Source organism: Niallia sp. HCP3S3_B10 (genome assembly GCF_052064465.1).
Taxonomy (GTDB): Bacteria; Bacillota; Bacilli; order Bacillales; family Cytobacillaceae; genus Niallia; species Niallia hominis.
Genome location: NZ_JBQHVO010000001.1, coordinates 207,267 through 229,925, shown reverse-complemented (window position 1 = coordinate 229,925; position 22,659 = coordinate 207,267). Strand labels below are relative to the sequence as shown.

The following is a 22,659-nucleotide window of genomic DNA, read 5'->3' as shown; positions in this document are numbered from 1 at the left end:
AGATAAAGTAATTTAATTTTTAAATTCAGGACTTTTTTCCCTATCCCCCTTTGCCTGAATACTTTTTTCGTTCTAATTCATAGTGGACAAGCATATAGTTTGTCTATAAATTAGTTTAGGGGGATGTAGGATGAAAAGGTTTTTTATTACCTTTGTAATTTTAGTGACAATATATGTTATTTATATCGATTTAAATGAAGGTACGCTTTCCTCTACTCAAAAACAAGAACCCTCAATAGAAGTCCAGGCATCCCCAGAAGAAGCGCCATTATTTTTTGAACAACAAGTCCAATCTGGTGATACCGTTCTTTCTATTGTAGAAGAATATTCTACTGGCGCCTTATCGGTTAGCTTGGAGACTGTTGTAAATGACTTTCAAAAACTAAATGGTGGTTTAAAACCTGAAGATATTCAAATCGGAAAATCATATTCTTTTCCGATATATAAATAATAAACTTTAGCTTCCGCAGAAATGATAATGGTGGAAGTTTTTATTGTTTTTCTCACCTAATGAAACTTTTTCCCCGTCAAATTAGGGATTCCCATTAAAAATGCAAAGTGATTTTTAGCAAGATTCTTGTCAATATGAATGTTTCATTGATACAATAGGTAAGGTTACAAAGAAATAAATAAAAAGCTAAATTATTTTGGCTTGTCCAATATAAAAGGAGCGAATCACCATTGAGTGAAATTATTCATCGTACAAAAACCCGACCAATTAAAGTCGGTAACTTAACCATTGGGGGAAGTAATGAATTATTTATTCAAAGCATGACCACTACCAAAACCCATGATGTTGAAGCAACAGTTGCCCAAATTAAACGCTTAGAAGAAGCTGGCTGTCAGGTTGTTCGTGTTGCATGTCCAGATGAACGTGCTGCAAATGCCATTAGCGAGATTAAAAAACAAATAAACATACCATTAGTAGTAGATATCCATTTCGATTACCGTTTAGCATTAAAAGCAATTGAAGGTGGAGCAGATAAAATCCGAATCAACCCAGGGAATATTGGGAAAAGAGAAAAAGTTGAAGCGGTTGTAAAAGCTGCAAAAGCAAAAGGGATTCCGATACGTATTGGTGTTAACGCTGGTTCTTTAGAGAAAAAGATTCTAGAGAAATACGGTTATCCAACTGCAGATGGAATGGTCGAGAGTGCCTTGCACCATATCAAAATATTAGAAGACCTTGATTTTCATGATATCATTGTATCCATGAAAGCTTCTGATGTTAACTTAGCAATTGAAGCATATGAAAAAGCAGCAAAAGCATTTGACTATCCTTTACATCTAGGCATCACTGAATCCGGTACGTTATTTGCGGGAACAGTAAAAAGCGCTGCTGGTCTAGGTGCTATTTTAAGTAAAGGCATCGGAAATACTTTACGTATATCCTTAAGTGCAGATCCCGTTGAGGAGATAAAAGTTGCTCGAGAATTGTTGAAGTCATTTGGTCTTTCTTCCAATGCTGCAACATTAATTTCCTGTCCCACTTGTGGCAGAATTGAAATCGACTTGATTAGTATTGCCAACGAAGTGGAAGACTACATCTCTACGATTAAAGCACCAATTAAGGTTGCAGTTCTAGGCTGTGCAGTTAATGGACCAGGAGAAGCAAGAGAAGCGGACATTGGTATTGCTGGTGCCCGTGGCGAAGGCCTACTATTCCGTAAAGGAAAAATTGTCCGCAAGGTACCAGAGGACATAATGGTAGAGGAACTTAAGAAAGAAATCGATGCAATAGCTGAAGAGTATTTTGCGAAAAAAGCAGCTGAAGAAGCTGAAAATAAAGATACAATTAATATTCAATAAAAAAGGAAGGAAAATCTAACCTCGTGATAGAGGTTAGATTTTTTTAATTCCCCATTTTTAAGTTAAAAGAACGGGGCAATAAAAATTCCAATGATAATGGAGATGGCACCAAGAGAGATAGCCCAAGTTCCAAGTGCTGATGCTCCCTTTTTTCTTGCGATGAATCCTAATACTATCCCAACAATCCCTAATATAATAGGCATTACAAATAAGGACAGGATTGATATGACTAAAGCTGTAATACCAATTCCTTTTCCACCTACTATATTCCTGTCTCGCTCAACATCGGAGGTCACTGGACGTGTATCATTAAAAGTCATTGGAGGTGTTATCTCTGCTGATGTTTCTTCCAAATAATCAACAGGTGATCCAGTTCGCTCTCTATCTTGAAAATCGTGACTGTATCCTTCATTGCTGTTTTGATCTGCCATGATGATCCCTCGCTTTCTTTAATAGGAGCATTTATTATCATCACCAAATTCTGTGTCCCTATGTCTGTAAATGATTTACATAACTTTTTAGTTCTTCCCTTTTCCTTGTCGAGTTTATTTGTTAAGCTAGATAAGAACAACTTTGAATAAAGGAGCATAAAATGAAAAAAATGCGTTTTGGAATCGATATTGATGGGACAGTAACTAGCCCTGCTACGTTTGTTCCCTTTTTAAATGAAAGCTTTCAATTGAATATTACATTAGAGGATGTTGTTCAATATGAATTTTATCCTTTAGTCAATGTTACTAACGAAGAATTTGACAAGTGGTTTTTGGAAAATGAGGCAAGAATTTACTCGTCCTCTCCCCTAGCTGAAGGCGCAAGTGTAGTATTACAAAAATGGGCAAAGCAACATGAACTCATATTTATTAGCGCAAGAGGAGAAGGCATGCTTGAACTAACAAAACAATGGTTTGAAAATAATGGGATTAGCTTTGATCATATTGAATTAATTGGTTCTCATCATAAAATTGCGGCTGCCAAAAGAAATATGGTGGATATTTTCTTTGAAGATAAGCATGATAATGCCGTAATGCTTCATGAAGAATTAGGAATCCCAGTTATACTCTTTGATACACCATATAATAGGAAACCAATTCCTAAAGGGGTTAAACGGGTAACTACGTGGAATGAAGCGTATCAGTGGGTGGAAGAATGGGTTAAAACTCAAGTGAATCAATAAACTCCTTTACCCCTACATAACATTTATAAAGACTTATTATGAATTATTGTTAAAAAAATTAAAGTTAATATATCCTGCTTCCTTTTACAAAAACAACCTATTAAGAAAAAACGAAGCGATATCAGAATAGATATGCTTCGTTTTTTAATTTTGACATTCAGGACATTTTCCATAAATTTCAAACTTATGACCAGAAACATCGTAGCCTTTTAAACTTTCAGTAAGTTCTTCCATTGGACATGTAATAATTTCTTTCGTTTTCCCACAATCCAAGCAAATGAAATGATGGTGGTGGTGATGGTGAGAACAAGTAAAGCGAAAATGTTTTTCTCCATTTAATTCTGTCATTTCAAAAATGTCCAATTCTTCGAATAATGATAAGTTTCGGTATATCGTGTCAAAACTCAAACCTGGATAATCATCCTTTAATGACTCTAATACATCTTTAGCGGTTAAATATTTATTTTCATTAGAAAATAATGCTAAGATATCTTCTCTCTTGTCTGTATGTTTATATCCTTTTTCCTTTAGGATATCAAGTGCAGTTTGCACATTCATTTTCTCCACCTCATTTCTCCCTATCCATTTTTATCAAATAAAACGAACATTCTATAGTAATCATTACGATTTATATAACATTTAATAGTATCAAAATCAGTATACAAGAACGAATGATTGTTGTAAAGATATCACTTTCTGTATACTAAATGAGAGAAATCAAAAAAAATTAGCACATTTTTGTCTTTCCCTTCATATGTTAGAATGGGGAGTGATGACATGAAAATTTTTGAAAACATAATCAATCATAAAATTAACAACATAACCTCTACTGAACTAATGAAATACAGTAAACAGTTCAAAATTAAAATCACAAACGAAGAAGCCGTAAAGCTTGCTAATCATCTTAATGGCCGAAAAATCAATATTTTCAAGCCTAATGAACGTGCACAATTAATCAGAGAGGTCGCTAAATTAACAAGTCCTGCTACAGCAAAGGAACTAAACGAGTTATTTAACTTATTTGCAGAGCAGTAATCTACCATACTTAAGCTTCACAAAGAAATAAAAAACGCTCCGGAAGAGCGTTTTTTTTAACTTTGTAAAATTTCTTCCAATAGATTTGCATTAAATGCCTTATTTTTAATCATTTCGATTTCATGCTTATAAGGTGCTTTCTTATTCGTTTTATCTATCCCAACATATGGTGTTTCCAATATTTTCGGAACATTTTCTAGCTCGGGATGATGAACTATTTTCACCAATGCATCAAAACCGATTTGCCCATAACCGATATTTTCATGTCTATCTTTTCGAGCTCCAAGAATATTTTTACTATCATTTATATGCAATACCTTTAATTTATCAATTCCCACGATACGATCGAATTCTTCTAATACTCCATCAAAATCTTCTACAATATTGTATCCAGCATCATGTGTATGACATGTATCAAAGCATACCGATAATTTATCATTATGGGTAACACCTTCCATAATCATTGCTAATTCTTCAAAGGTACGACCACATTCAGATCCTTTTCCAGCCATTGTTTCTAGCGCTATTTGCAAGTTTTCGTTCCCAGTAAGCACTTCATTTAAGCCCTCGATAATCTTTTTTATACCAACTTCAGCACCTGCTCCTACATGTGCGCCTGGATGTAAAACAATTTGTTTGGCTCCTAGTGCTTCTGTTCTTTCTATTTCACTACGTAAGAAGTTAACGCCCAATTCAAAAGTAGCTGGGTTCGTAGTATTGGCAATATTAATAATATATGGTGCATGCACGATAATATCTTCTATGCCATTTTGCTCCATATGAAGCTGGCCAGCTGCAATATTTAAGTCTTCTATTTTCTTTCTTCTTGTATTTTGGGGTGCACCAGTATAAATCATAAAAGTATTAGCACCATAGGAGACTGCTTCTTCACTAGCTCCAAGTAACATCTTTTTCCCGCTCATTGATACATGTGAACCAATTTTCAACAATTCAAACACTCCTCTATTCCCCTATTTTTTTCTACTCTTAATTCTCTTTTCTCTCTTTTTAATTGTTTCTACTTGTTGTTGCATTTTTTTCTTATAGCCAGGTTTCACCTTTTTCGGCTTTTTAACAAGAGACTTAGCCTTTACATCAATTTCATCCACTTGCTTCTTGCGGTTTTTGCGGCGATTACGATCATCTAATTCTACCCATTCGCCCTTTTTAAGATCCATATGCTTAAATTCTACACCTAGTTTTTCCAATTGATTTAACTTATCTTCGTCTGATGTCTCATATATTGTTAAGGCAATACCCGAATAACCTGCTCTTGCAGTTCTTCCAACACGATGCACATAAAAATCTAAATCTGTTGGTAACTCATAATTAATAACATGACTGATCCCTTTAATATCAATTCCTCTTGCTGCTAAATCAGTAGCTATAATGTATTGGAATTCTAGATCTAGGATTTGTTTCATTACTTTTTTACGCTCACGAGGTGTCAAACCACCATGTATTCTTGCAACTTTAAGACCTTTGTTTGATAAGCCATTTGCAACTTCATCACACATTTGCTTTGTATTTGTAAATACAATCGCAAGATAAGGATTAAAGCTTACTAACGCTTCATATACTGTTGTAATTTTATCACGATGTCTGGAAGGAATTAGCACATGTTCTATTTTTGCGGCTGTTAATTGCTTTGGTTCGATATGAACATATGTTGGATTTTCTAAATACTTCTTTAAAAATGGCTTTAATTTCTCAGGGATTGTCGCAGAGAATACAAACATGGTTAATTCCTTTGGCATTTTTGACGCAATTTGATCAACATCTTCAATAAAGCCCATATCTAGCATAAGATCTGCTTCATCAACGATTAGAATTTTTGCAGTATGCACAAATAATGCTTGTTCTTTAACAAGATCATTAATTCTTCCAGGCGTACCTACAACAATTTGTGGCTGTGTTTTAAGCTTTTCAATCGAACGCTGTTTATCCGTACCTCCAATAAATAGGCGAGTTGTTATTGGTTGTTCGGAATGCTTAATTATTTTCAAAATTTCTTGATTAATTTGATTCGCTAATTCTCTAGTAGGTGCTGTAATAACAGCTTGTACTGCTTGTTTTTCAGCAACTATTCTCTGAACAATCGGTAAAACGTATGAATGCGTTTTACCTGTTCCAGTTTGCGATTGCCCAATTGCACTTTCCCCTTTTAAAACAAGAGGAATTACTTTCTGTTGAATTTCTGTCGGTTCGTAAAAACCTAATTCGTCAATTGCATCTATAATAAATGGTTTAAACTCGTATTGTTTAAATTGATTATTACTCATATAAAAAACTCCTTAATAGCCAGATAAATGAGTGTGCGCAGATTTGGCATTTATCTATAGCTCTTTTGTCCATCATTTTATTATAATAAAAATTTACCTAAAAGGCTATAATGTGTGCCCTTTTTATTTTTTCCAATACCATAAATCAAATATATTTTTTATCCCTAATCCTAGCATTTTACATTACATATGACACTATCCATTATTTCTTCGTAAAACCTAAACATCTTGTAAGTCTTTGCATATTCTATAAAGTAGTATAAGTGAAAGGAGGCGTTTTATATGATGCCACCAAGACCACGTGGCCCATTCCAAGGACCACCAATGGGCGGAAGAATGCCAGGAATGAGAGGACCAACTAGCTTCCCTGGAGGAGCAATGGGCCGAGCTGGAGTACCTAGCAGAGGAAGTGGCGGCGGTTTACTATCCAAACTTTTTGGAGGCGGTAATAATGCTGCAGGAGCTGCTACGAATGCAGGAGCTAGAAGTGCTGCATCTGGAGGAGGCGGGTTGCTAAAAACATTGACTAATCCTTCTTCTATTAATGGATTTTTAGCAAATTCTCAAAAATTCCTTAATACAGCAAGCCAAATTGGGCCTATGGTGAACCAATATGGACCAATGGTTAAAAATATCCCAGCTATTTGGAAAATGTACAGAGGATTAACGAGCTCCAGCAAAGAACCAGAGGAAGTAAACGTTGCAGATCCAGCAACAGAGAAAAGAAAAAGCGAAGATACAAAGAAAACAGTTAAAAAGCGACAAACTAAAAAAGTCGATGATGTTATCGATGATTTTGAAACGGAATCAGTATCCGAAAAACCTACAGGTGCTCCAAAACCAAAATTATATATATAAATCCCCAGACCTAACAGGCAATACCCACAAAACGGTTCATTCCAAATTGGCTATTGCTTTATTTGGTCTTTTTTTATCGTCTTTTATGAATCTTCCTTTTTCCAGACAGTTATACTTTGTAAACAGCTCTTATGTTTTATATAATAAACATGTTATATTATTGGTGGAAATAATCGTACCTATTACTTAATATATTGTTAGTAGAAGTATCTTGCAGGAGGAATCGGAGAATGAAAGTCATAAAAATCGCACCTCGAGGTTATTGCTACGGTGTTGTTGATGCAATGGTAATTGCCAGAAATGCTGCTTTAGATAAAACACTGCCTCGTCCCATCTATATTCTTGGAATGATTGTTCACAATAAACATGTTACAGATGCATTTGAAGAAGAAGGCATTATCACATTAGATGGAAAAAATCGAAAAGAAATATTGGAAAAAGTAAACTCGGGTACAGTAATTTTTACTGCACATGGTGTATCACCAGAGGTACGTAAAATAGCGGAAGATAAGGGATTAGTTACATTGGATGCAACTTGTCCAGATGTAACTAAAACCCATGATTTAATTAGAGAAAAGGAAAAAGAAGGTTACTATATTATTTATATAGGAAAAAAAGGTCATCCTGAGCCAGAGGGAGCCGTTGGTGTGGCTCCACATGCTGTCTCATTAGTAGAAACGCAGGATGATATTAGCAGATTAGAGATTAATAGGGAGAAAATTCTTGTTACAAACCAGACAACGATGAGTCAATGGGATGTAGCTGATTTAATGGAAAGCATTAAAGATAAATTTCCACATGCTGAATTTCATAAAGAAATCTGCCTAGCTACACAAGTAAGACAAGAAGCAGTTGCTAAACAAGCTGGAGAAGCAGACGTATTAATTGTTGTAGGAGATCCCAAAAGCAATAACTCCAATCGTTTAGCCCAAGTTTCTGAAGAAATTGCCGATACAAAGTCATATCGTATATCAGACATTTCGGAACTAAAGCTTGAGTGGCTAAAAGATGCAAACAGTGTTGCCGTTACAGCAGGAGCATCGACACCAACCCCGATTACGAAAGAGGTTATTAATTTTCTAGATCAATATGATCCTGCAGATGAAAGCACATGGCAATTGGAAAAGAAAGTTCCTTTAAATAAAATCTTGCCAAAAGTAAAGGTGAAATAATATTGAAACAAGCGTTCACTATAAAGTGGGACGCTTGTTTTTCTAATTTTTGCTATTATTCCTTTGGTTGATGAACGCCATTTTTCTCTTCTTAATTACTGCTTTTGGTTTTCATTCCCTTGATGATGTCCACTTTTCTCATCCAAGCTTCTGCTTTTGGTTTTCATTTACTAGATAAACACAACTCTTCCCACAACATATTTCTTTGACTAAGTGTGTGAGCTTTTTCGGTTATTAAATTTTAAATTCATAATCATTCATTTTCCAATTGAACAAAGAAAGCAGACAAACTCCATTAAAGTTTGCCTGCTTTTATATCTCTAAAATCTTCCTTATATAAAAGTAAACGGATCTGTATGAATAACGGAAGGAAAAATCTCCACCTCATAGCCTTTGTCTTTACACATTTCCGTTAAAACCTTTGCCACTCCTGCCTTCATCACTTTTTCTACATTGTGTCCTGGATCAATAATATTTAATCCTAAAGCGTCAGCATCATGAGCAATATGATAATACATATCTCCTGTAATATAAACATCGGCGCCTTTCCTTAAAGCATGGGAATAATATTTATTACCGTCTCCGCCTAGGACTGCCACTTTTTTGACCTTCGCATCTAAATTTCCGACTACGCGTACCCGGTCAACTTCAAGAACTTCTTTGACATGATTAGCAAATTCTAATAATGTCATCTCATTCACTTTACCTATTCTACCTAAGCCTAATTGCTCCCCTTCTATTTGTAAATCATAGATATCATAAGCAACCTCTTCATAGGGATGGGCTTTAATCATCGCTTTTACTATATTCTTTTCTTTGGAAGCTAAGTAAACTGATTCTATTTTTGCTTCTTCTACATGCTCTAATTTATTTACCTTGCCAATGTATGGGTCTGCTCCTTCTAACGGTTGAAATTCACCAATACCGTCCGTCGAAAAAATACAATGACTATAATTTCCGAGTGTACCAGCACCTGCATCACCTATAGCTTTTTTCACCTGTTCAGCATAATTTTTAGGTACATAAACAGCTAATTTCTTTAATTTATCCTCATAGGTTGGAACTAATACTTCAGCATCTTGTAATCCTAAAGCCTCACTTAAAAGGTCATTTACCCCACCTTTTGCGACATCAAGATTTGTATGAGCAGCATAGACTGTAATATCATGTCTAATTAATTTATGCATTAATCTTCCAGATGGATTATCCATCGTTATTTTAGATAAAGAACGAAAAATGGGTGGATGATGAGCAATTATTAAATCCACTCCTTTTGAAATTGCTTCCTCCACTACCTCATCAAGAACATCCAATGCTACCATAACACGCTTAACAGGTCTGCTTAGATCTCCTACTTGTAACCCTATTTTATCGCCTTCCATTGCATATGCTTTAGGGGAGAATTGTTCAAACAATGAAATTATTTCATAACCATTAATTGTCTTCATTCGTTATCACCTCATCCACTAATTTAATCTTCCTCTCTAGCTCTTTACTTTTTTGCGTATTTTCTTCTGATTCAGGTGCAGACTTCAAATTTGTAAGTATTCTCTGCCAATTTTTTTTCTCATGTGTCCATTTTTTAACGAAGGCAGCATTTTTTTCTTTCATTAAAAATGGTCCAAATAATAATGCTTTCTCTTTATTTAATTCATACAATGGGCGGGAATCCCCTTTTTCAGCTACCAAAACCTCGTATATTTTTCCATCTTCCTCCAAAATTTCTTCATCTATTAAAATCCAATCATTTTTCAATAGCCACTCTCGAATGGAAGATGCACTAACATTAGGCTGTAAGATCAGTCTTTGAACAGAATCTTTTAGTTTATTCTTGCCGTTCTCTAAAATTGTTGCGATTAATGTTCCACCCATGCCAGCAATCGTTACACAATCCACTTCATTTGGTTCGATTACTTCTAAGCCATTTCCTTTTCTTACAGAAATATTTGAAGACAATCCTTCCTGTTTTACTTGTTTAACAGCAGATTGGTAAGGACCATCAACCACTTCTCCTGCAATGACAAAACGAACATTATTTCTTTTCACCATATAGCATGGCAAATACGCATGATCAGATCCAATATCTGCAAATTTTGCATTTTTAGGTATGTATTTTGCAACGGTTTCTAATCGTTTGGATAATTTATCTGTATTCATTACTAACACCACATTTCAAATTCTAGTTAAAGCAAATACTTTGATACAAGAAGTATCACCAGGAGAAAGGTCCCAATAAATGCGGAAATCGTAAAATATAATAATTTATATTTCTTTCCACATAAATACCAAAATAAGCAATTAAGGAATAAAATGATATATAAAAATATTATTTCATTAGAAAAAAATTTCAAACCAAAAACTACACTACACAAAAGAATGATAATTGCTGCAACAGTGGCTGGTATATCTACATTCCACTCATTTTTATTATACAAAAAAATACCGACAAAACAAAAAATCAGAAAAATTAGTGAAATAGCCATTTGCAAAATGAAAGACAATTCAGTAAAATATAATAAAAATATAGTTATTGGAATGAAAGAAAAGTATAAAAGGGAAAAAATGAATAAGATGCTTTTGCCTTCTTTCTTTACCTGACTTTCTTCCACACCATTTCCTTCTGTATACAATGTGAGTAAATAATCACAATAATGTTCTGGAAGCATTTTATTTTCTTTCCAATAAGCTATTTCCTTTACAATAATCATTTTTCTCTGGTCTTGCATCTTTAGCATCACTTCCTTTTATTTAAGTAATAACTAAGTGAAAAAAGCGCATTAACATTTCTAAAACTGAAAAAAAAGAAATAGCCACTTCATACAGGAAGTAAACTATTTCTTTATGGAATCATATTGAAGATTACTAAGCCGTAAGCTACTTACTCTAAGAAATCTTTCAATCGTTTGCTTCTGCTTGGATGTCTTAACTTTCTTAAAGCTTTTGCTTCAATTTGACGAATTCTTTCACGTGTTACACCAAATACTTTTCCTACTTCTTCAAGTGTACGTGTACGGCCATCGTCAAGCCCAAAGCGCAATCTTAAAACATTTTCTTCTCTATCTGTTAATGTATCTAATACGTCTTCTAATTGCTCTTTAAGTAATTCATAGGCAGCATGCTCTGAAGGAGAAGTAGCATCTTGGTCCTCAATAAAATCGCCTAAATGAGAATCATCTTCTTCACCAATCGGTGTTTCTAAAGAAACAGGCTCTTGCGCTATTTTTAAAATTTCTCTTACTTTGTCTGGTGATAAATCCATGTCTTCTCCAATTTCTTCAGGAGTTGGTTCGCGGCCAAGATCCTGTAGTAATTGACGTTGCACACGAATTAATTTATTTATGGTTTCAACCATATGAACAGGTATACGAATTGTTCTCGCTTGGTCCGCAATTGCACGAGTTATTGCTTGACGAATCCACCATGTTGCGTACGTACTAAATTTAAATCCCTTTTCATAATCAAACTTTTCAACAGCTTTAATTAAACCCATATTTCCTTCTTGGATTAAATCAAGGAACTGCATTCCACGTCCAACATAACGTTTAGCAATACTTACAACTAAGCGCAAGTTAGCTTCTGCAAGACGGCGTTTCGCTTCTTCATCGCCTTGTAATATACGTTTTGCTAAATTAATTTCTTCTTCTGCTGAAAGTAAATCTACTCTTCCAATTTCTTTTAAATACATACGAACTGGATCATTAATTTTTACACCTGGGGGAACACTTAGGTCATTTAAATCGAATTCTTCCTCCCCTTTTGCAAGCTCTTGGACATTCGGTGCTTCTTCTTCACCATCACCGATTAATTCGACTCCCTGATCACCTAAAAATTCATAAAACTCATCCATTTGGTGAGAATCTAATTCAAAACTGGATAACTTCTCAGCAATATCATCATATGCGAGCACACCCGTTTTTTTACCTACTTCTGTTAATTGTTCCTTTACCTGATCAAGGGTTAATTCCGTTTCAATCTCTTTTGAACGGGCAGACTTCTCAGCCATATGTCCCCCTCCTTCCAAAAAATCAAGACAATAATATACTATTTTAACGTTTTTTCTAATAAAAGGACTTCCATGCCAATTTGAGCAGCTTTTATATAGTCATTTTGACGTTCTGCATCTTTCAGCATTTGCTTCTTTTCCTTTATTTCAAGCAATTTCTCATAATTAATGATTTGTTTCATATAATCACTAATTTCTACTTCACTTACCTCTTCATTCACTTCCATCATTTCGATTTCAGCTACGATCCGTTGTAAGTCTGGATCGTCAATAAAATTCATAAATGAACTTGTATCGTTACCAAAACCCTTTTCATAATAAGCAAGAAGATAAGTAAAGATCGCTTGGTGTTCATCAATATTAAATGCTTTTCCCTGTAAAGAGTCTTGCACTTTGTAGGCAATATCCTCACTTTTAAACATATGTGCAAGCAGTCTTTTTTCCGCAGTATGATATGCTGGTAATAATCCAGTTGCCCGTTTTTTAACCGTGTATTGTTTGACAGGAACTACACTTTTTTCAACAGCATTTTCATTTGGAACTGATTGTTCCATCTGCATCTCTTGCTGCTTTAATGCCTCTAAAGAGAGAGAAAACTCATCTGCTATCTGTCGTAAATAAAGGTCTTTTTCTACCGCCTTCTCCAGTTTAGCAATTTCTCCTATTACTTCTTCTATATAAGCGAGTTTATCTCCTTCATTTTGAAGATTTTTCCCTCTTCGATAGTAAAGCATTTTAAATCCCATGAAAGGTATGCTTCCATGAAGTATTTCCTGTTGCAATTTATCTTCCCCAAATTTGTTCACATAATCATCTGGGTCCATTCCATCTGGTAACATCACTACTTTTACAACACAATTAGCCTTTGTAAGAAGCTGTCCTGCACGAAAGGCTGCTTCTATCCCAGCTGAATCAGAATCATAACAAATCGTTACATTTCGTGCGTTTCTTTTTAGAATTGTGATATGCTCCTCCGTTAAGGAGGTCCCCATTGTCGCAACACTGTTTTCAACTCCCGCTCTTGTTGCAGCTATAACATCTGCAAATCCTTCGAAAAGAACGGTATGTTGAAGCTTTCGTATTATAGGCCTTGCTTTATGAAAATTGTAAAGTGTATTGCTTTTATTAAAAATTGGAGTTTCTGGACTGTTAAGGTATTTGGGATTATTATCCCCTAAAGCACGTCCAGAAAACGCAATTGTGTTACCATTTCGATCATAGATAGGGAATATTATTCGATCGCGAAAACGATCAAAATATTTCTCATCCCTTTCACTTTTTACAATCAAACCAGCTTTTTCTAATAGCGAAACATCAAATTTACGTTTCCCTAAAAACTTCACAGCTAAATCCCAGGAATTAAGTGTATAGCCTATTTGGAACTTTTCAATGATAGGTAAAGTAAAGCCCCTATTAGACAAATATTCTAATGCATGCTGACCATCCTTTGTGTTTACGAGCAAATGATGGTAGAATTTAGATAATAAATCATGTGCATCAATCATTTGCTGTAAATTTTCTGGAATGGCTGGTTTTCTTTCCAGCTCAGACACTTCGATACCTAATTCAATATTCGCACGGTCAGCTAAACTTGATGCAACTTCTACAAAAGAAGAGCCTTCTAAGTCCATAAGGAAAGTAAATACATTTCCACCTGCATGACAGCCGAAGCAATGGAATATCTGTTTATCTGGCGATACAGTAAAAGAAGGTGTTTTTTCGCCGTGAAAAGGACAAAGACCGATAAAATTGCGCCCTTGTCTTGTAAGGGATACATGTTCTCCAATGATTTCAACAATGTCAGTAGCCTGTTTGATTTCATTGAGTTTATCTTCAGGAATGCGCGCCACCATTATCTACACATCTCCCTACTTATTGCCTACTTTAAAGAATTATTCGACGTAACCAATCGATTCTCCTTCAACTTTCGACAAAATCCTTATAAAATTTCTTCTGAATTTTTGGCGATCCTCTTCTGTATAAGGTTTTGGCCCTTTCCCATATACCCCTTTTCGTCTTGCCTTAGCAGATAAATATCGCATATCAAGTGCAGTATTTATAGTTTTCTCCTCAAATATTACGCCCCTAGGGGAGAGGACAGTAACTTGCTTTAACAATAACGTAGAGGCAAGGCCAATATCTTGAGTGACGACAATATCCTGTTTTTTGGTAGCATTCATAATAAATAAATCTACAGCTTCTTTATCGCTATCCACATACTTCCACTTTTGTTCGTCATTTTCTTTCATCATATGTGCATAGGATGCAACGAATAGCAATTCATAATGATAATAAGAAGCTATTTCGACAATATCTTCTTTTACAGGACAGGAATCAGCATCAACATATACCATATGTTTCCCTAATGTACTATTAATTCTACATCACTCCACATATTCCTTCTTCCTAAATAATTTTTTCACGAAAGAAGTAATGTCGAAAATTTTTTTATCCCTTTCCTTGACTTCTCACAATAAATAGTTTATTCGTAAAAAGCCAAGTCTAAACCTAAAACATGATACTTTTTTATCACAATTTTTTATTATAGTATAAATTCACTTGAAATTCCATCTTTTTTTATCTATAATTATTCCTTTTATGCCATACTAGAACCAAAATACATACAAAAAATAAATTAAGATAGGTCATTAAATTAATTTTATTAAATAGAAATTATCTTTGCTAATTTATTTTATGAACACAACCATTTTTAGAAACGGCCATTTAAATAGGACGAGAAATAGTTCACTTGAAAATTATTGAAACACAAGTTTTTCATAATTAAAAACTTGATTCTCCACTATGAGAATCAAGCTTTTACCAATTAATCTCACTAATATCAAGCAGTTATCTGTCTGTGCTATACTTAGATCTATAATACAAACTGTGAATAATATTTGCTGTTTCTTCCACTGCTTTATTTGTAACATCAATAACTGGACAGCCAAGTCGATTCACAATGTCCTCAAAATAAGTTAGCTCTTCTTTTATTCTTTCAATTTGCGCATAACTCGCTTTGTCACTTAATCCAAGAGAAATAAGGCGCTCTTTTCTAATATTGTTTAATTTTGTCGGACTTATTTTTAAACCAAAACATTTACTCGCCGGTACTTCAAATAACTCTTTTGGCGGGTCTACCTCTGGCACAATCGGTACATTTGCTACTTTGACTCTTTTATGGGCTAAAAATTGGGAAAGTGGTGTTTTAGAAGTCCTCGAAACACCAATTAATATGATATCAGCCTTCTCTAAACCTCTCGGATCCCTGCCATCATCATATTTCACAGCAAATTCTATTGCCTCCACTTTTTTAAAATAGTCTTCATCTAATTTCCGAACAAGTCCTGGTTCATAAAGTGGAGTCTTTCCCCATAACACTTGAAACTGATCAATAATTGGTCCAATTATATCGCATGCATATACTCCTTCTTGCCGAGCTAGCTCACTCATATAATTACGGATTTCTGGTTTAACAAGTGTATAGGCAATCATTCCATGCTCTTCTTTTGCTTGCATTACTACTTCATGAATGTTTGATTTATCCTCTACAAAAGGAAATCTTTTTATAAGCACATTAACATTGTGGCCGGAAAATTGGCTGATTGCTGCTTTTGTTACAAGTTCAGCTGTTTCACCAACCGAATCAGATACAACATATATAATTTGTCTTTCAGTCATTTTGTTCCTCCACAATTCCATCACGATTATTAGACAAGTCTACAAACGCTCTAGTAATATTAGTTTTCGAAACTCTTCCTATTACAAGAAGACCATTCTCCGTTTTTTCTACAACTGGGAGTGCATCAATTTCTCGATTCATTAATTTACAGCCAACATCTACTAATATTTCCTCTTCAAAACAATACGTGACATTCGGCATCCTTGTCATAATAATCGCAACTGGCAACGAATTTAACTCTTGTTTACCAATACTTGCTCGCAATAGATCTTTACGAGAAACAACTCCTGTTAATGTGGAGTTCTCATCAACGACAAAAATGGTTCCAACATCTTCTGTAAACATAATTACGATTGCATCATATACAGAGGAATTTTCATGAACCACAACTGGATGTGAATAATAATCCTTCACTAATATATTGCGTATATTATCGATTACTTGTCTTTCCGAGTTTTTTCCCGTATAGAAGTATCCTACTCGAGGTCTGGCATCTAAAAAGCCCGCCATTGTCAATATCGCTAAATCAGGTCGAAGGGTTGCCCTTGTCAAGTTTAATTTATCTGCAATATGCTCACCTGTAATTGGGCCACTCTCTTTTACTATTTCAATTATTCTTTCTTGCCGTTTGTTCAGTTCGATCTCCTATTCACCACCTTCATTTAGGTAACGATATCTACTAACTATTATATACGAAATAGGCGGAATCAAAAGAAAAAGAATCCAAAGTTATCTATTTTATCTATAATATTTAAAACATTTGCTCGTTCTTTTCCTTATCACGCCATTAAATTCTTACAAAACGAAACTAGGTAGGGGTGGCCCTGCCTAGCTCTTTTTAAAACAATTTAATTCTTACTTTACAATTATTTCGTTTACACTTGCAAATCCTTTAATATAGGAAGCTATTTCCACCATCAGATTTAATCGATTTTCTTTCACTTTTTCTTCATCAGCCATAACCATAGTATGATCAAAGTATGCTGAAATAGCATCTTTTAAGGAGAATAATAAATCAAAATATTCTTCTTCATTTACCTCTGAATTTATTTTTTCCATTACATCTTGAAAACGATTATAAAGTTCATGTTCATATTCGTTTTCAAATAAACTTGGATCAACCGGGGAAATTGTTGTTACCTTATTAGAAATATTGATGATTCTGCTTAGGGCTTCAATTCCTTCTTTAAAATCGGCAGCTCCCTTGCGAAGCTCAAGAACGCTTGCTTTTCTTAACACACTTGCTGCTCCACCAATTTTTTCTGCTAATATGGCATCAATCATATCATAACGAATGCCTTTTTCTTGTAAAATATGCTTCACACGCAATTTAAAGAATGAAAGAACGGAATCAACTAGTTCTTCACCAGCTACTTTTAAAGAATGTGACATTGCATTTATGGTGAGATCGACTAAGCTCTCAATGGATATACTCCAGTTTTTATCAATGAGCGTCTGCACAATTCCTGTTGCCTGTCTTCTTAAAGCGTAAGGGTCTTGTGATCCTGTCGGAACCATGCCAATACTAAAGAATGAGACAATCGTATCTAGTTTTTCAGCAAGTGCCAGGACTGCCCCTACATTACTCTTAGCTGTTTCATCCTCCGCATGGCGCGGCATATAATGTTCGTTTATCGCAGCAGCTACTACTTTTTTCTCTCCCTTTTGCAAAGCATACCGTTCTCCCATTAATCCTTGCAGTTCTGGGAATTCATAAACCATATTGGTAACAAGGTCAAACTTTGCAATTTGTGCTGCTCTATCAACATCCTGTTGTTCTTCTTTTGTTAAATTTAGCTTTTCAGATAAGGAAGCGGCAATTGCTCGCACTCGAGCAACTTTTTCTGCTAAAGTGCCGATTTCCTCGTGATAAACAATCGTTTCCAACTTTTTAAGAAGATCATCAATTACTAGTTTTTGATCTTCTTTATAGAAGAATGCTGCATCAGCAAGTCTTGCTCTAAGAACTTTCTCATTTCCTTTTGCAACTTTTTCTAAATGTTGATGATCACCGTTACGAACAGTGACAAAGTATGGCAACAGCTTTCCTTCCTTTGATTTCACTGGGAAATAGCGTTGGTGTTCCTTCATACTAGTGATTAATACCTCTGTAGGCAATTCTAAAAACGACTCTTCAAAAGTACCAAATAATGTAGTTGGATATTCAACTAAATTGGTTACTTCATCTAATAAATCTGCATCGATTGGAATCACCCAATTATTTTCTTCCTCTAATTTTTTAATTTGAGAAACAATAGCCTCTTTACGTTCGTCAGCATTAACCATTACATACTGAGCTAACATTTTTTTCTCATAATCAGATGGATTGTTGAAAACAATTTCTCCACCAAGGAAGCGATGACCGAGAGATTTATTGGAAGTTTCTACATTGGCGATAGAAAAAGGTATTACTTCCTCGCCGAATAATGCGATTAGCCATTTTATTGGGCGTATGTAACGTAAGTCATTATTTGCCCAACGCATATTTTTTGGAAAAGTTAAGCTTAAAATCAATTCTTTTAATTCAGGCAATAACATACTCGTTTGTTGTCCTTTTATGAACTTTTTAACGTGAGCATACTCTACACCATTTATTTCTTTAAAATATATATCTTCTTCTGTTAAACCTTGTCCTCTAGTAAAACCAGCAGCTGCCTTAGACCATTCTCCGTTATCACTTTGCGCAATTCGTTTGGCAGGACCTTTTGCTTCTTCTTCCCTATCTTGCTGTGATTCATCTAAACCAGCAACAACTAGTGCCAATCTACGAGGAGAAGAAAATGCATAAACAGAAGTATAGCCTAATTGCTTTTCACTAAGCCATGACTCCATTTTTCCCTTCAATGCCTCTATGCTAGCAGGGATGAAGCGAGCGGGCATTTCTTCTAAACCAATTTCCAATAACAAGTCTCTTTTATTCATGACTTTCTCCCTCCTTGCTTTTTAAAATTGGGAATCCTAATTTTTCTCTTTCTTCGTAGAATGTTTTGGCAATCTTACGTGCTAAATTTCTACATCTTCCAATATATCCCGTTCTTTCCGTAACAGAAATAGCCCCTTTAGCATCCAATAGATTGAAAACATGAGAGCATTTTAATACATAATCATAAGCAGGATGTACTAGACCCTCGTCCATTTGTCTATGTGCTTCTTTTTCATAAATGGAAAATAAATTAAATAGCATTTCTGTATCAGATGTTTCAAATGTGTATTTACTATGTTCAAATTCTGGTTGATAAAAAATATCTTTGATTGTAAACCCATCTGTCCACTCTAAATCAAAAACATTCTCTTTATCCTGAATGTATGATGCCAATCGTTCAATCCCGTATGTTATCTCAACAGATACTGGCTTACATTCAATACCGCCAACTTGTTGAAAATAAGTAAATTGTGTGATTTCCATGCCATCAAGCCATACTTCCCATCCGAGACCAGCACAGCCTAGAGAAGGATTCTCCCAGTTATCCTCTACAAAACGGATATCATGCTCAAGTGGATTAATGCCTAGTGCCTTTAAAGAATCTAAGTATAGTTCTTGAATATTATCTGGCGATGGCTTCATGATAACTTGAAATTGATGATGCTGATATAGGCGATTGGGATTTTCACCATATCTTCCATCAGCAGGTCTTCTCGATGGCTCTACATAAGCCACATTCCAAGGCTCAGGACCTATCGCTCTTAAAAAAGTGTAAGGACTCATTGTTCCTGCACCTTTTTCCACATCATATGCCTGCATCAAAATACAACCATAATCTGACCAATGTTTCTGCAATGTTAAAATCATGTTTTGAATATTCATTGCTTAAATACACCTCCGAAATTGATAAATCATTATTTAGCATAGAAACTTTAGCCGAGACCTTTTAAATTTAGAAACACAAAAAAACTCTCGTCTCTATGCCAAATTTTTGACATAGGGACGAGAGTTAACCCGCGGTTCCACCCTATTTGCTGTATACATACAGCCACTTTCATACGCAGTTGCTCCAAGAACGCCTTCCTTAATACTCATGCACTTGGCTTTCACTATCCCAAGCTCGCTTTTCATGAGGAGAAATAAGTACTACTTTCTTTTCAACGCAACACTCTTATTTACATGAATAATAGCGAAATTTTTTTTGATTGTCAACCTTGCAACCAATTGGAATCAAAATTTAGTTATTATGTAAAAGCATCTCCCAAATTTTTCATGGATTGGATAAACTTTTTAGATTTCAAATATAACCCTGAATATTCTTCATAATAAGCATCAATAATCATACTAAGTTCTTTCTTTGTTGTATCTTTTACTGAAATACTTCCTAGTCGAGATATATCCATATAATAAAAAATCCGGAGAAGCTTCACAGTAGCCTGAGAAATTTTATAATGATATAGATCTTTTTCCAAGCATTGATGGCAGACCAATCCTCCTTCTCGTATGGAAAAAGAAAAATGGCCTTCTGTTGCTCCACAAAAAACACAACGATCTAATGTTGGATATAACCCCAAACCGTTTAACATTTTTAATTCATAAATGTTCACTAGAATTTCCGGGTCAAATTCTTCATTCATATAATTCAAAGTTTGAAATAATAATTCGAAATGAAAAGGATTTGGCTTTTTTTCATCTGTACATTTGTCAGTAAGCTCTACTATGTAGCTTGCATATGCGGTAAGAAAAATATCCTCTTTTAATCCACGCATGCTAGAAATAATATCGCCCTGCTGCAAAAGACCTAATCCACTACTACGCTGAACGAGAAAATAGCCATAGACAAAAGGTTGGGTTACAGCAGAAAGTCTGCTGTTTGGCTTTTTTGCACCTCTTGCCATAACCCCAACCTTTCCCCATTCTCTTGTAAAGAGAGTAACAATTTTATTTGATTCACCGTAGTCAATTGATCTAATAACAATTCCTTCACACTTTTCCAGCATCACCATTCACCATCCCTTACTATAAGGACAGCGCTATGAGATGGGATAATCAAGTTCTGCTAGTTCCTCTTCTTGCATTCCTGGTATTTCATGATTAGTCTTTTCTAATTCTTTAAAGAGTAGATAAGTATCAATGTTACCTGTTTTGGAAAAAACTTTCCAGGTAAAGTCTAACATGTAAAACCCCACCTTTCGATTTTAACTAGCTGTTTATAACTTTAATCTTATCATAGCCTGTCTTTATAAAATCATGAGACGAAAATATTGTTAATTGATCGCATGTATAATTTTTTAATACCTATGAATTCAAACCATGACGGTTTTTGCAGGTCGAGTAAAATATATCTATTCGCTAAAAAAACAACTAATTAATATTCGTCTTCTCTAAAGCCGAAGTCACGGAGCTGTGTCATTTTATTACGCCAATCTTTTTGCACCTTTACCCATAACTCTAAGTAAACCTTATTTCCGAGAAGATTTTCGATATCTGTTCTCGCTCTTTTTCCAATCTCTTTCAGCATGCTTCCTTGTTTACCAATAATAATCCCTTTTTGAGAATCACGCTCAACGATGATTGTTGCCATTACATTAATAACATCGTTTGGTTTTCTCTCCATTTTCTCAATGACGACTGCAAGGGAGTGAGGAATTTCCTCTCTTGTTAAATGAAGTGCTTTTTCTCTTATTAATTCTGAAACAATAAAGCGTTCTGGATGATCGGTTACTTGATCAGCCGGATAAAACTGTGGTCCTTCTGGCAAATATTTTTTTATTTGCGTTAATAATGTTTCCACATTATTTCCCTCTAAAGCAGAGATAGGAATAATCTCTTTAAATGGATATTTTTCTTTATATGATTCAATAATCGAAAATAATTGATCTGGATGAATTGTATCAATTTTATTAATCACTAAAAATATCGGCGTCTTAACTGTCTGGAATTTTTCAAGAATAAATTCTTCGCCTTTTCCAAATCCTTCTTCCGCATTAACCATGAAGAGGATTAGATCCACTTCTTTCAACGTATTTTGGGCTACCTTCATCATAAAATCACCAAGTCGATGCTTTGGCTTATGAATTCCAGGTGTATCAATAAATATGAGCTGGGAATCATCTGTTGTTAATACACCTTGAACTTTATTTCTCGTCGTTTGTGGCTTGTCGCTCATTATGGCAATCTTTTGGCCAATTACGCGATTTAAAAACGTAGATTTTCCTACATTTGGTCTTCCGATAATGGATATAAATCCTGATTTATGCTCTGATTGGTTATTAATGTTCATGTAAATCCTCCGGTGAAAATGCTCCTGGCAATAATTCTGCCACAGTTAATGTTTGTATGTCGCCTTTTAAATTTGTCAATACTACTTCCATGTCTTTAGGACACAGCTCAGAAATTACTTGTCTGCAAGCCCCACAAGGAGAAACAGGTCCCTCTGTATCAGCAATAACGACAAGCTTCTTAAAGCTAGTATCACCTTCTGATACCGCTTTAAACAAGGCTGTTCTTTCCGCACAGTTTGTCATACTATAGGCTGCATTTTCAATATTACAACCATGATAAACGGTTCCATTTTCGGAAAGAAGCGCCGCACCTACCTTGAATTTCGAGTAGGGAACGTATGCTTTCTCACGAGCAAGCTTAGCTTCTTCTATTAGAAGTTCTTTTTTCATGTAAACCCCTCTTTTCCTTTGCAGTTTTTTATTTCCATTTTGCAGTTAAC

The 22,659-nt window shown here is 34.9% G+C and carries 24 protein-coding genes and 1 other annotated feature; of the genes, 6 read left to right on the top strand and 18 right to left on the bottom strand.

Translation table 11 applies throughout. The features are described from left to right. Window positions 1–130 precede the first annotated feature (130 nt). Complete coding sequence (locus ACTNDN_RS01115; RefSeq protein WP_235248036.1) at window positions 131–451, top strand: LysM peptidoglycan-binding domain-containing protein; 321 nt, start codon at window positions 131–133, stop codon at window positions 449–451. Between the two features lie 239 nt (window positions 452–690). Next, window positions 691–1,809: a flavodoxin-dependent (E)-4-hydroxy-3-methylbut-2-enyl-diphosphate synthase gene (gene ispG, locus ACTNDN_RS01110; protein ID WP_192840925.1), complete on the top strand. Its 1,119-nt coding sequence runs from the start codon at window positions 691–693 to the stop codon at window positions 1,807–1,809. A 62-nt stretch (window positions 1,810–1,871) separates the two neighbouring features. Here the strand turns inward: ispG and ACTNDN_RS01105 are convergent, their stop codons facing one another. Continuing rightward, window positions 1,872–2,240: a DUF4190 domain-containing protein gene (locus ACTNDN_RS01105; protein WP_251627512.1), complete on the bottom strand. Its 369-nt coding sequence runs from the start codon at window positions 2,238–2,240 to the stop codon at window positions 1,872–1,874. Between the two features lie 161 nt (window positions 2,241–2,401). Between ACTNDN_RS01105 and ACTNDN_RS01100 the strand changes: the two genes are divergently transcribed. Next, window positions 2,402–2,983 (top strand): 5' nucleotidase, NT5C type, encoded by a 582-nt coding sequence (locus ACTNDN_RS01100; RefSeq protein ID WP_031535401.1) that lies wholly within the window; start codon window positions 2,402–2,404, stop codon window positions 2,981–2,983. Window positions 2,984–3,127: 144 nt separating this feature from the next. Here ACTNDN_RS01100 and ACTNDN_RS01095 read toward each other — a convergent pair whose 3' ends face one another. Further along, window positions 3,128–3,541: a Fur family transcriptional regulator gene (locus tag ACTNDN_RS01095; protein WP_441130516.1), complete on the bottom strand. Its 414-nt coding sequence runs from the start codon at window positions 3,539–3,541 to the stop codon at window positions 3,128–3,130. A gap of 219 nt (window positions 3,542–3,760) precedes the next feature. Here ACTNDN_RS01095 and ACTNDN_RS01090 point away from each other — a divergent pair, with 219 nt between their 5' ends. Beyond that, a complete protein-coding gene (locus tag ACTNDN_RS01090) occupies window positions 3,761–4,018 on the top strand; it encodes a DUF2624 family protein (protein WP_031535405.1) in 258 nt (85 codons plus the stop codon). 56 nt (window positions 4,019–4,074) lie between these two features. Here ACTNDN_RS01090 and ACTNDN_RS01085 read toward each other — a convergent pair whose 3' ends face one another. Continuing rightward, window positions 4,075–4,968, bottom strand: a complete 894-nt coding sequence (locus ACTNDN_RS01085) for a deoxyribonuclease IV (protein ID WP_031535407.1) — start codon at window positions 4,966–4,968, stop codon at window positions 4,075–4,077. 21 nt (window positions 4,969–4,989) lie between these two features. Beyond that, window positions 4,990–6,300, bottom strand: coding sequence for a DEAD/DEAH box helicase (locus tag ACTNDN_RS01080; RefSeq protein WP_031535409.1), 1,311 nt, complete (start codon window positions 6,298–6,300; stop codon window positions 4,990–4,992). 282 nt (window positions 6,301–6,582) lie between these two features. Between ACTNDN_RS01080 and ACTNDN_RS01075 the strand changes: the two genes are divergently transcribed. Further along, the gene (locus ACTNDN_RS01075; RefSeq protein ID WP_251627508.1) at window positions 6,583–7,158 is read left to right on the top strand and encodes a YqfQ family protein; all 576 of its coding nucleotides are present in this window, start codon (window positions 6,583–6,585) and stop codon (window positions 7,156–7,158) included. 230 nt (window positions 7,159–7,388) lie between these two features. Next, a complete protein-coding gene (locus ACTNDN_RS01070; protein ID WP_235248021.1) occupies window positions 7,389–8,330 on the top strand; it encodes a 4-hydroxy-3-methylbut-2-enyl diphosphate reductase in 942 nt (313 codons plus the stop codon). Window positions 8,331–8,662: 332 nt separating this feature from the next. On the opposite strand, the gene ACTNDN_RS01065 is transcribed toward ACTNDN_RS01070, so the two are convergent. The 14 genes from ACTNDN_RS01065 to cdd all read right to left on the bottom strand — a co-directional run bounded on the left by ACTNDN_RS01065 (window position 8,663) and on the right by cdd (window position 22,609). Then, window positions 8,663–9,778, bottom strand: coding sequence for a Nif3-like dinuclear metal center hexameric protein (locus ACTNDN_RS01065; protein ID WP_235248019.1), 1,116 nt, complete (start codon window positions 9,776–9,778; stop codon window positions 8,663–8,665). After that, window positions 9,765–10,487: a tRNA (adenine(22)-N(1))-methyltransferase gene (locus tag ACTNDN_RS01060; RefSeq protein WP_235248017.1), complete on the bottom strand. Its 723-nt coding sequence runs from the start codon at window positions 10,485–10,487 to the stop codon at window positions 9,765–9,767. Before ACTNDN_RS01060 ends, ACTNDN_RS01065 begins: the two co-directional genes overlap by 14 nt. Window positions 10,488–10,513: 26 nt before the next feature. Beyond that, window positions 10,514–11,038: a hypothetical protein gene (locus ACTNDN_RS01055; protein WP_235248015.1), complete on the bottom strand. Its 525-nt coding sequence runs from the start codon at window positions 11,036–11,038 to the stop codon at window positions 10,514–10,516. Between the two features lie 170 nt (window positions 11,039–11,208). Beyond that, window positions 11,209–12,333 (bottom strand): RNA polymerase sigma factor RpoD, encoded by a 1,125-nt coding sequence (gene rpoD, locus ACTNDN_RS01050; RefSeq protein ID WP_016202990.1) that lies wholly within the window; start codon window positions 12,331–12,333, stop codon window positions 11,209–11,211. Window positions 12,334–12,371: 38 nt separating this feature from the next. Continuing rightward, complete coding sequence (gene dnaG / locus ACTNDN_RS01045) at window positions 12,372–14,186, bottom strand: DNA primase (RefSeq protein WP_251627506.1); 1,815 nt, start codon at window positions 14,184–14,186, stop codon at window positions 12,372–12,374. A 39-nt stretch (window positions 14,187–14,225) separates the two neighbouring features. Beyond that, window positions 14,226–14,687, bottom strand: coding sequence for a YaiI/YqxD family protein (locus ACTNDN_RS01040; RefSeq protein ID WP_031536615.1), 462 nt, complete (start codon window positions 14,685–14,687; stop codon window positions 14,226–14,228). Between the two features lie 493 nt (window positions 14,688–15,180). Further along, on the bottom strand, window positions 15,181–16,011 hold the full coding sequence (locus tag ACTNDN_RS01035) for a pyruvate, water dikinase regulatory protein (RefSeq protein WP_031536614.1): 831 nt from the start codon (window positions 16,009–16,011) through the stop codon (window positions 15,181–15,183). Continuing rightward, window positions 16,004–16,654 carry a helix-turn-helix transcriptional regulator gene (locus ACTNDN_RS01030; protein WP_035416268.1) on the bottom strand — a complete coding sequence of 217 codons (651 nt, stop codon included), beginning with the start codon at window positions 16,652–16,654 and terminating at the stop codon, window positions 16,004–16,006. Before ACTNDN_RS01030 ends, ACTNDN_RS01035 begins: the two co-directional genes overlap by 8 nt. Before the next feature lie 213 nt (window positions 16,655–16,867). Beyond that, window positions 16,868–18,934 (bottom strand): glycine--tRNA ligase subunit beta, encoded by a 2,067-nt coding sequence (glyS, locus tag ACTNDN_RS01025; RefSeq protein WP_251627504.1) that lies wholly within the window; start codon window positions 18,932–18,934, stop codon window positions 16,868–16,870. Further along, on the bottom strand, window positions 18,927–19,817 hold the full coding sequence (glyQ, locus tag ACTNDN_RS01020; protein WP_031536611.1) for a glycine--tRNA ligase subunit alpha: 891 nt from the start codon (window positions 19,815–19,817) through the stop codon (window positions 18,927–18,929). Before glyQ ends, glyS begins: the two co-directional genes overlap by 8 nt. 113 nt (window positions 19,818–19,930) lie before the next feature. Beyond that, window positions 19,931–20,105, bottom strand: a binding site (T-box leader). 74 nt (window positions 20,106–20,179) lie between these two features. Then, on the bottom strand, window positions 20,180–20,935 hold the full coding sequence (recO, locus tag ACTNDN_RS01015; protein ID WP_251627503.1) for a DNA repair protein RecO: 756 nt from the start codon (window positions 20,933–20,935) through the stop codon (window positions 20,180–20,182). 33 nt (window positions 20,936–20,968) lie between these two features. Next, a complete protein-coding gene (locus ACTNDN_RS01010; RefSeq protein ID WP_065429142.1) occupies window positions 20,969–21,112 on the bottom strand; it encodes a YqzL family protein in 144 nt (47 codons plus the stop codon). Window positions 21,113–21,303: 191 nt separating this feature from the next. Further along, window positions 21,304–22,218 carry a GTPase Era gene (gene era, locus ACTNDN_RS01005; protein WP_031536609.1) on the bottom strand — a complete coding sequence of 305 codons (915 nt, stop codon included), beginning with the start codon at window positions 22,216–22,218 and terminating at the stop codon, window positions 21,304–21,306. Next, entirely contained in the window at window positions 22,208–22,609 is a 402-nt protein-coding gene (gene cdd, locus ACTNDN_RS01000; protein WP_031536608.1) for a cytidine deaminase, read from the bottom strand. Before cdd ends, era begins: the two co-directional genes overlap by 11 nt. Between the last annotated feature and the right edge of the window lie 50 nt (window positions 22,610–22,659).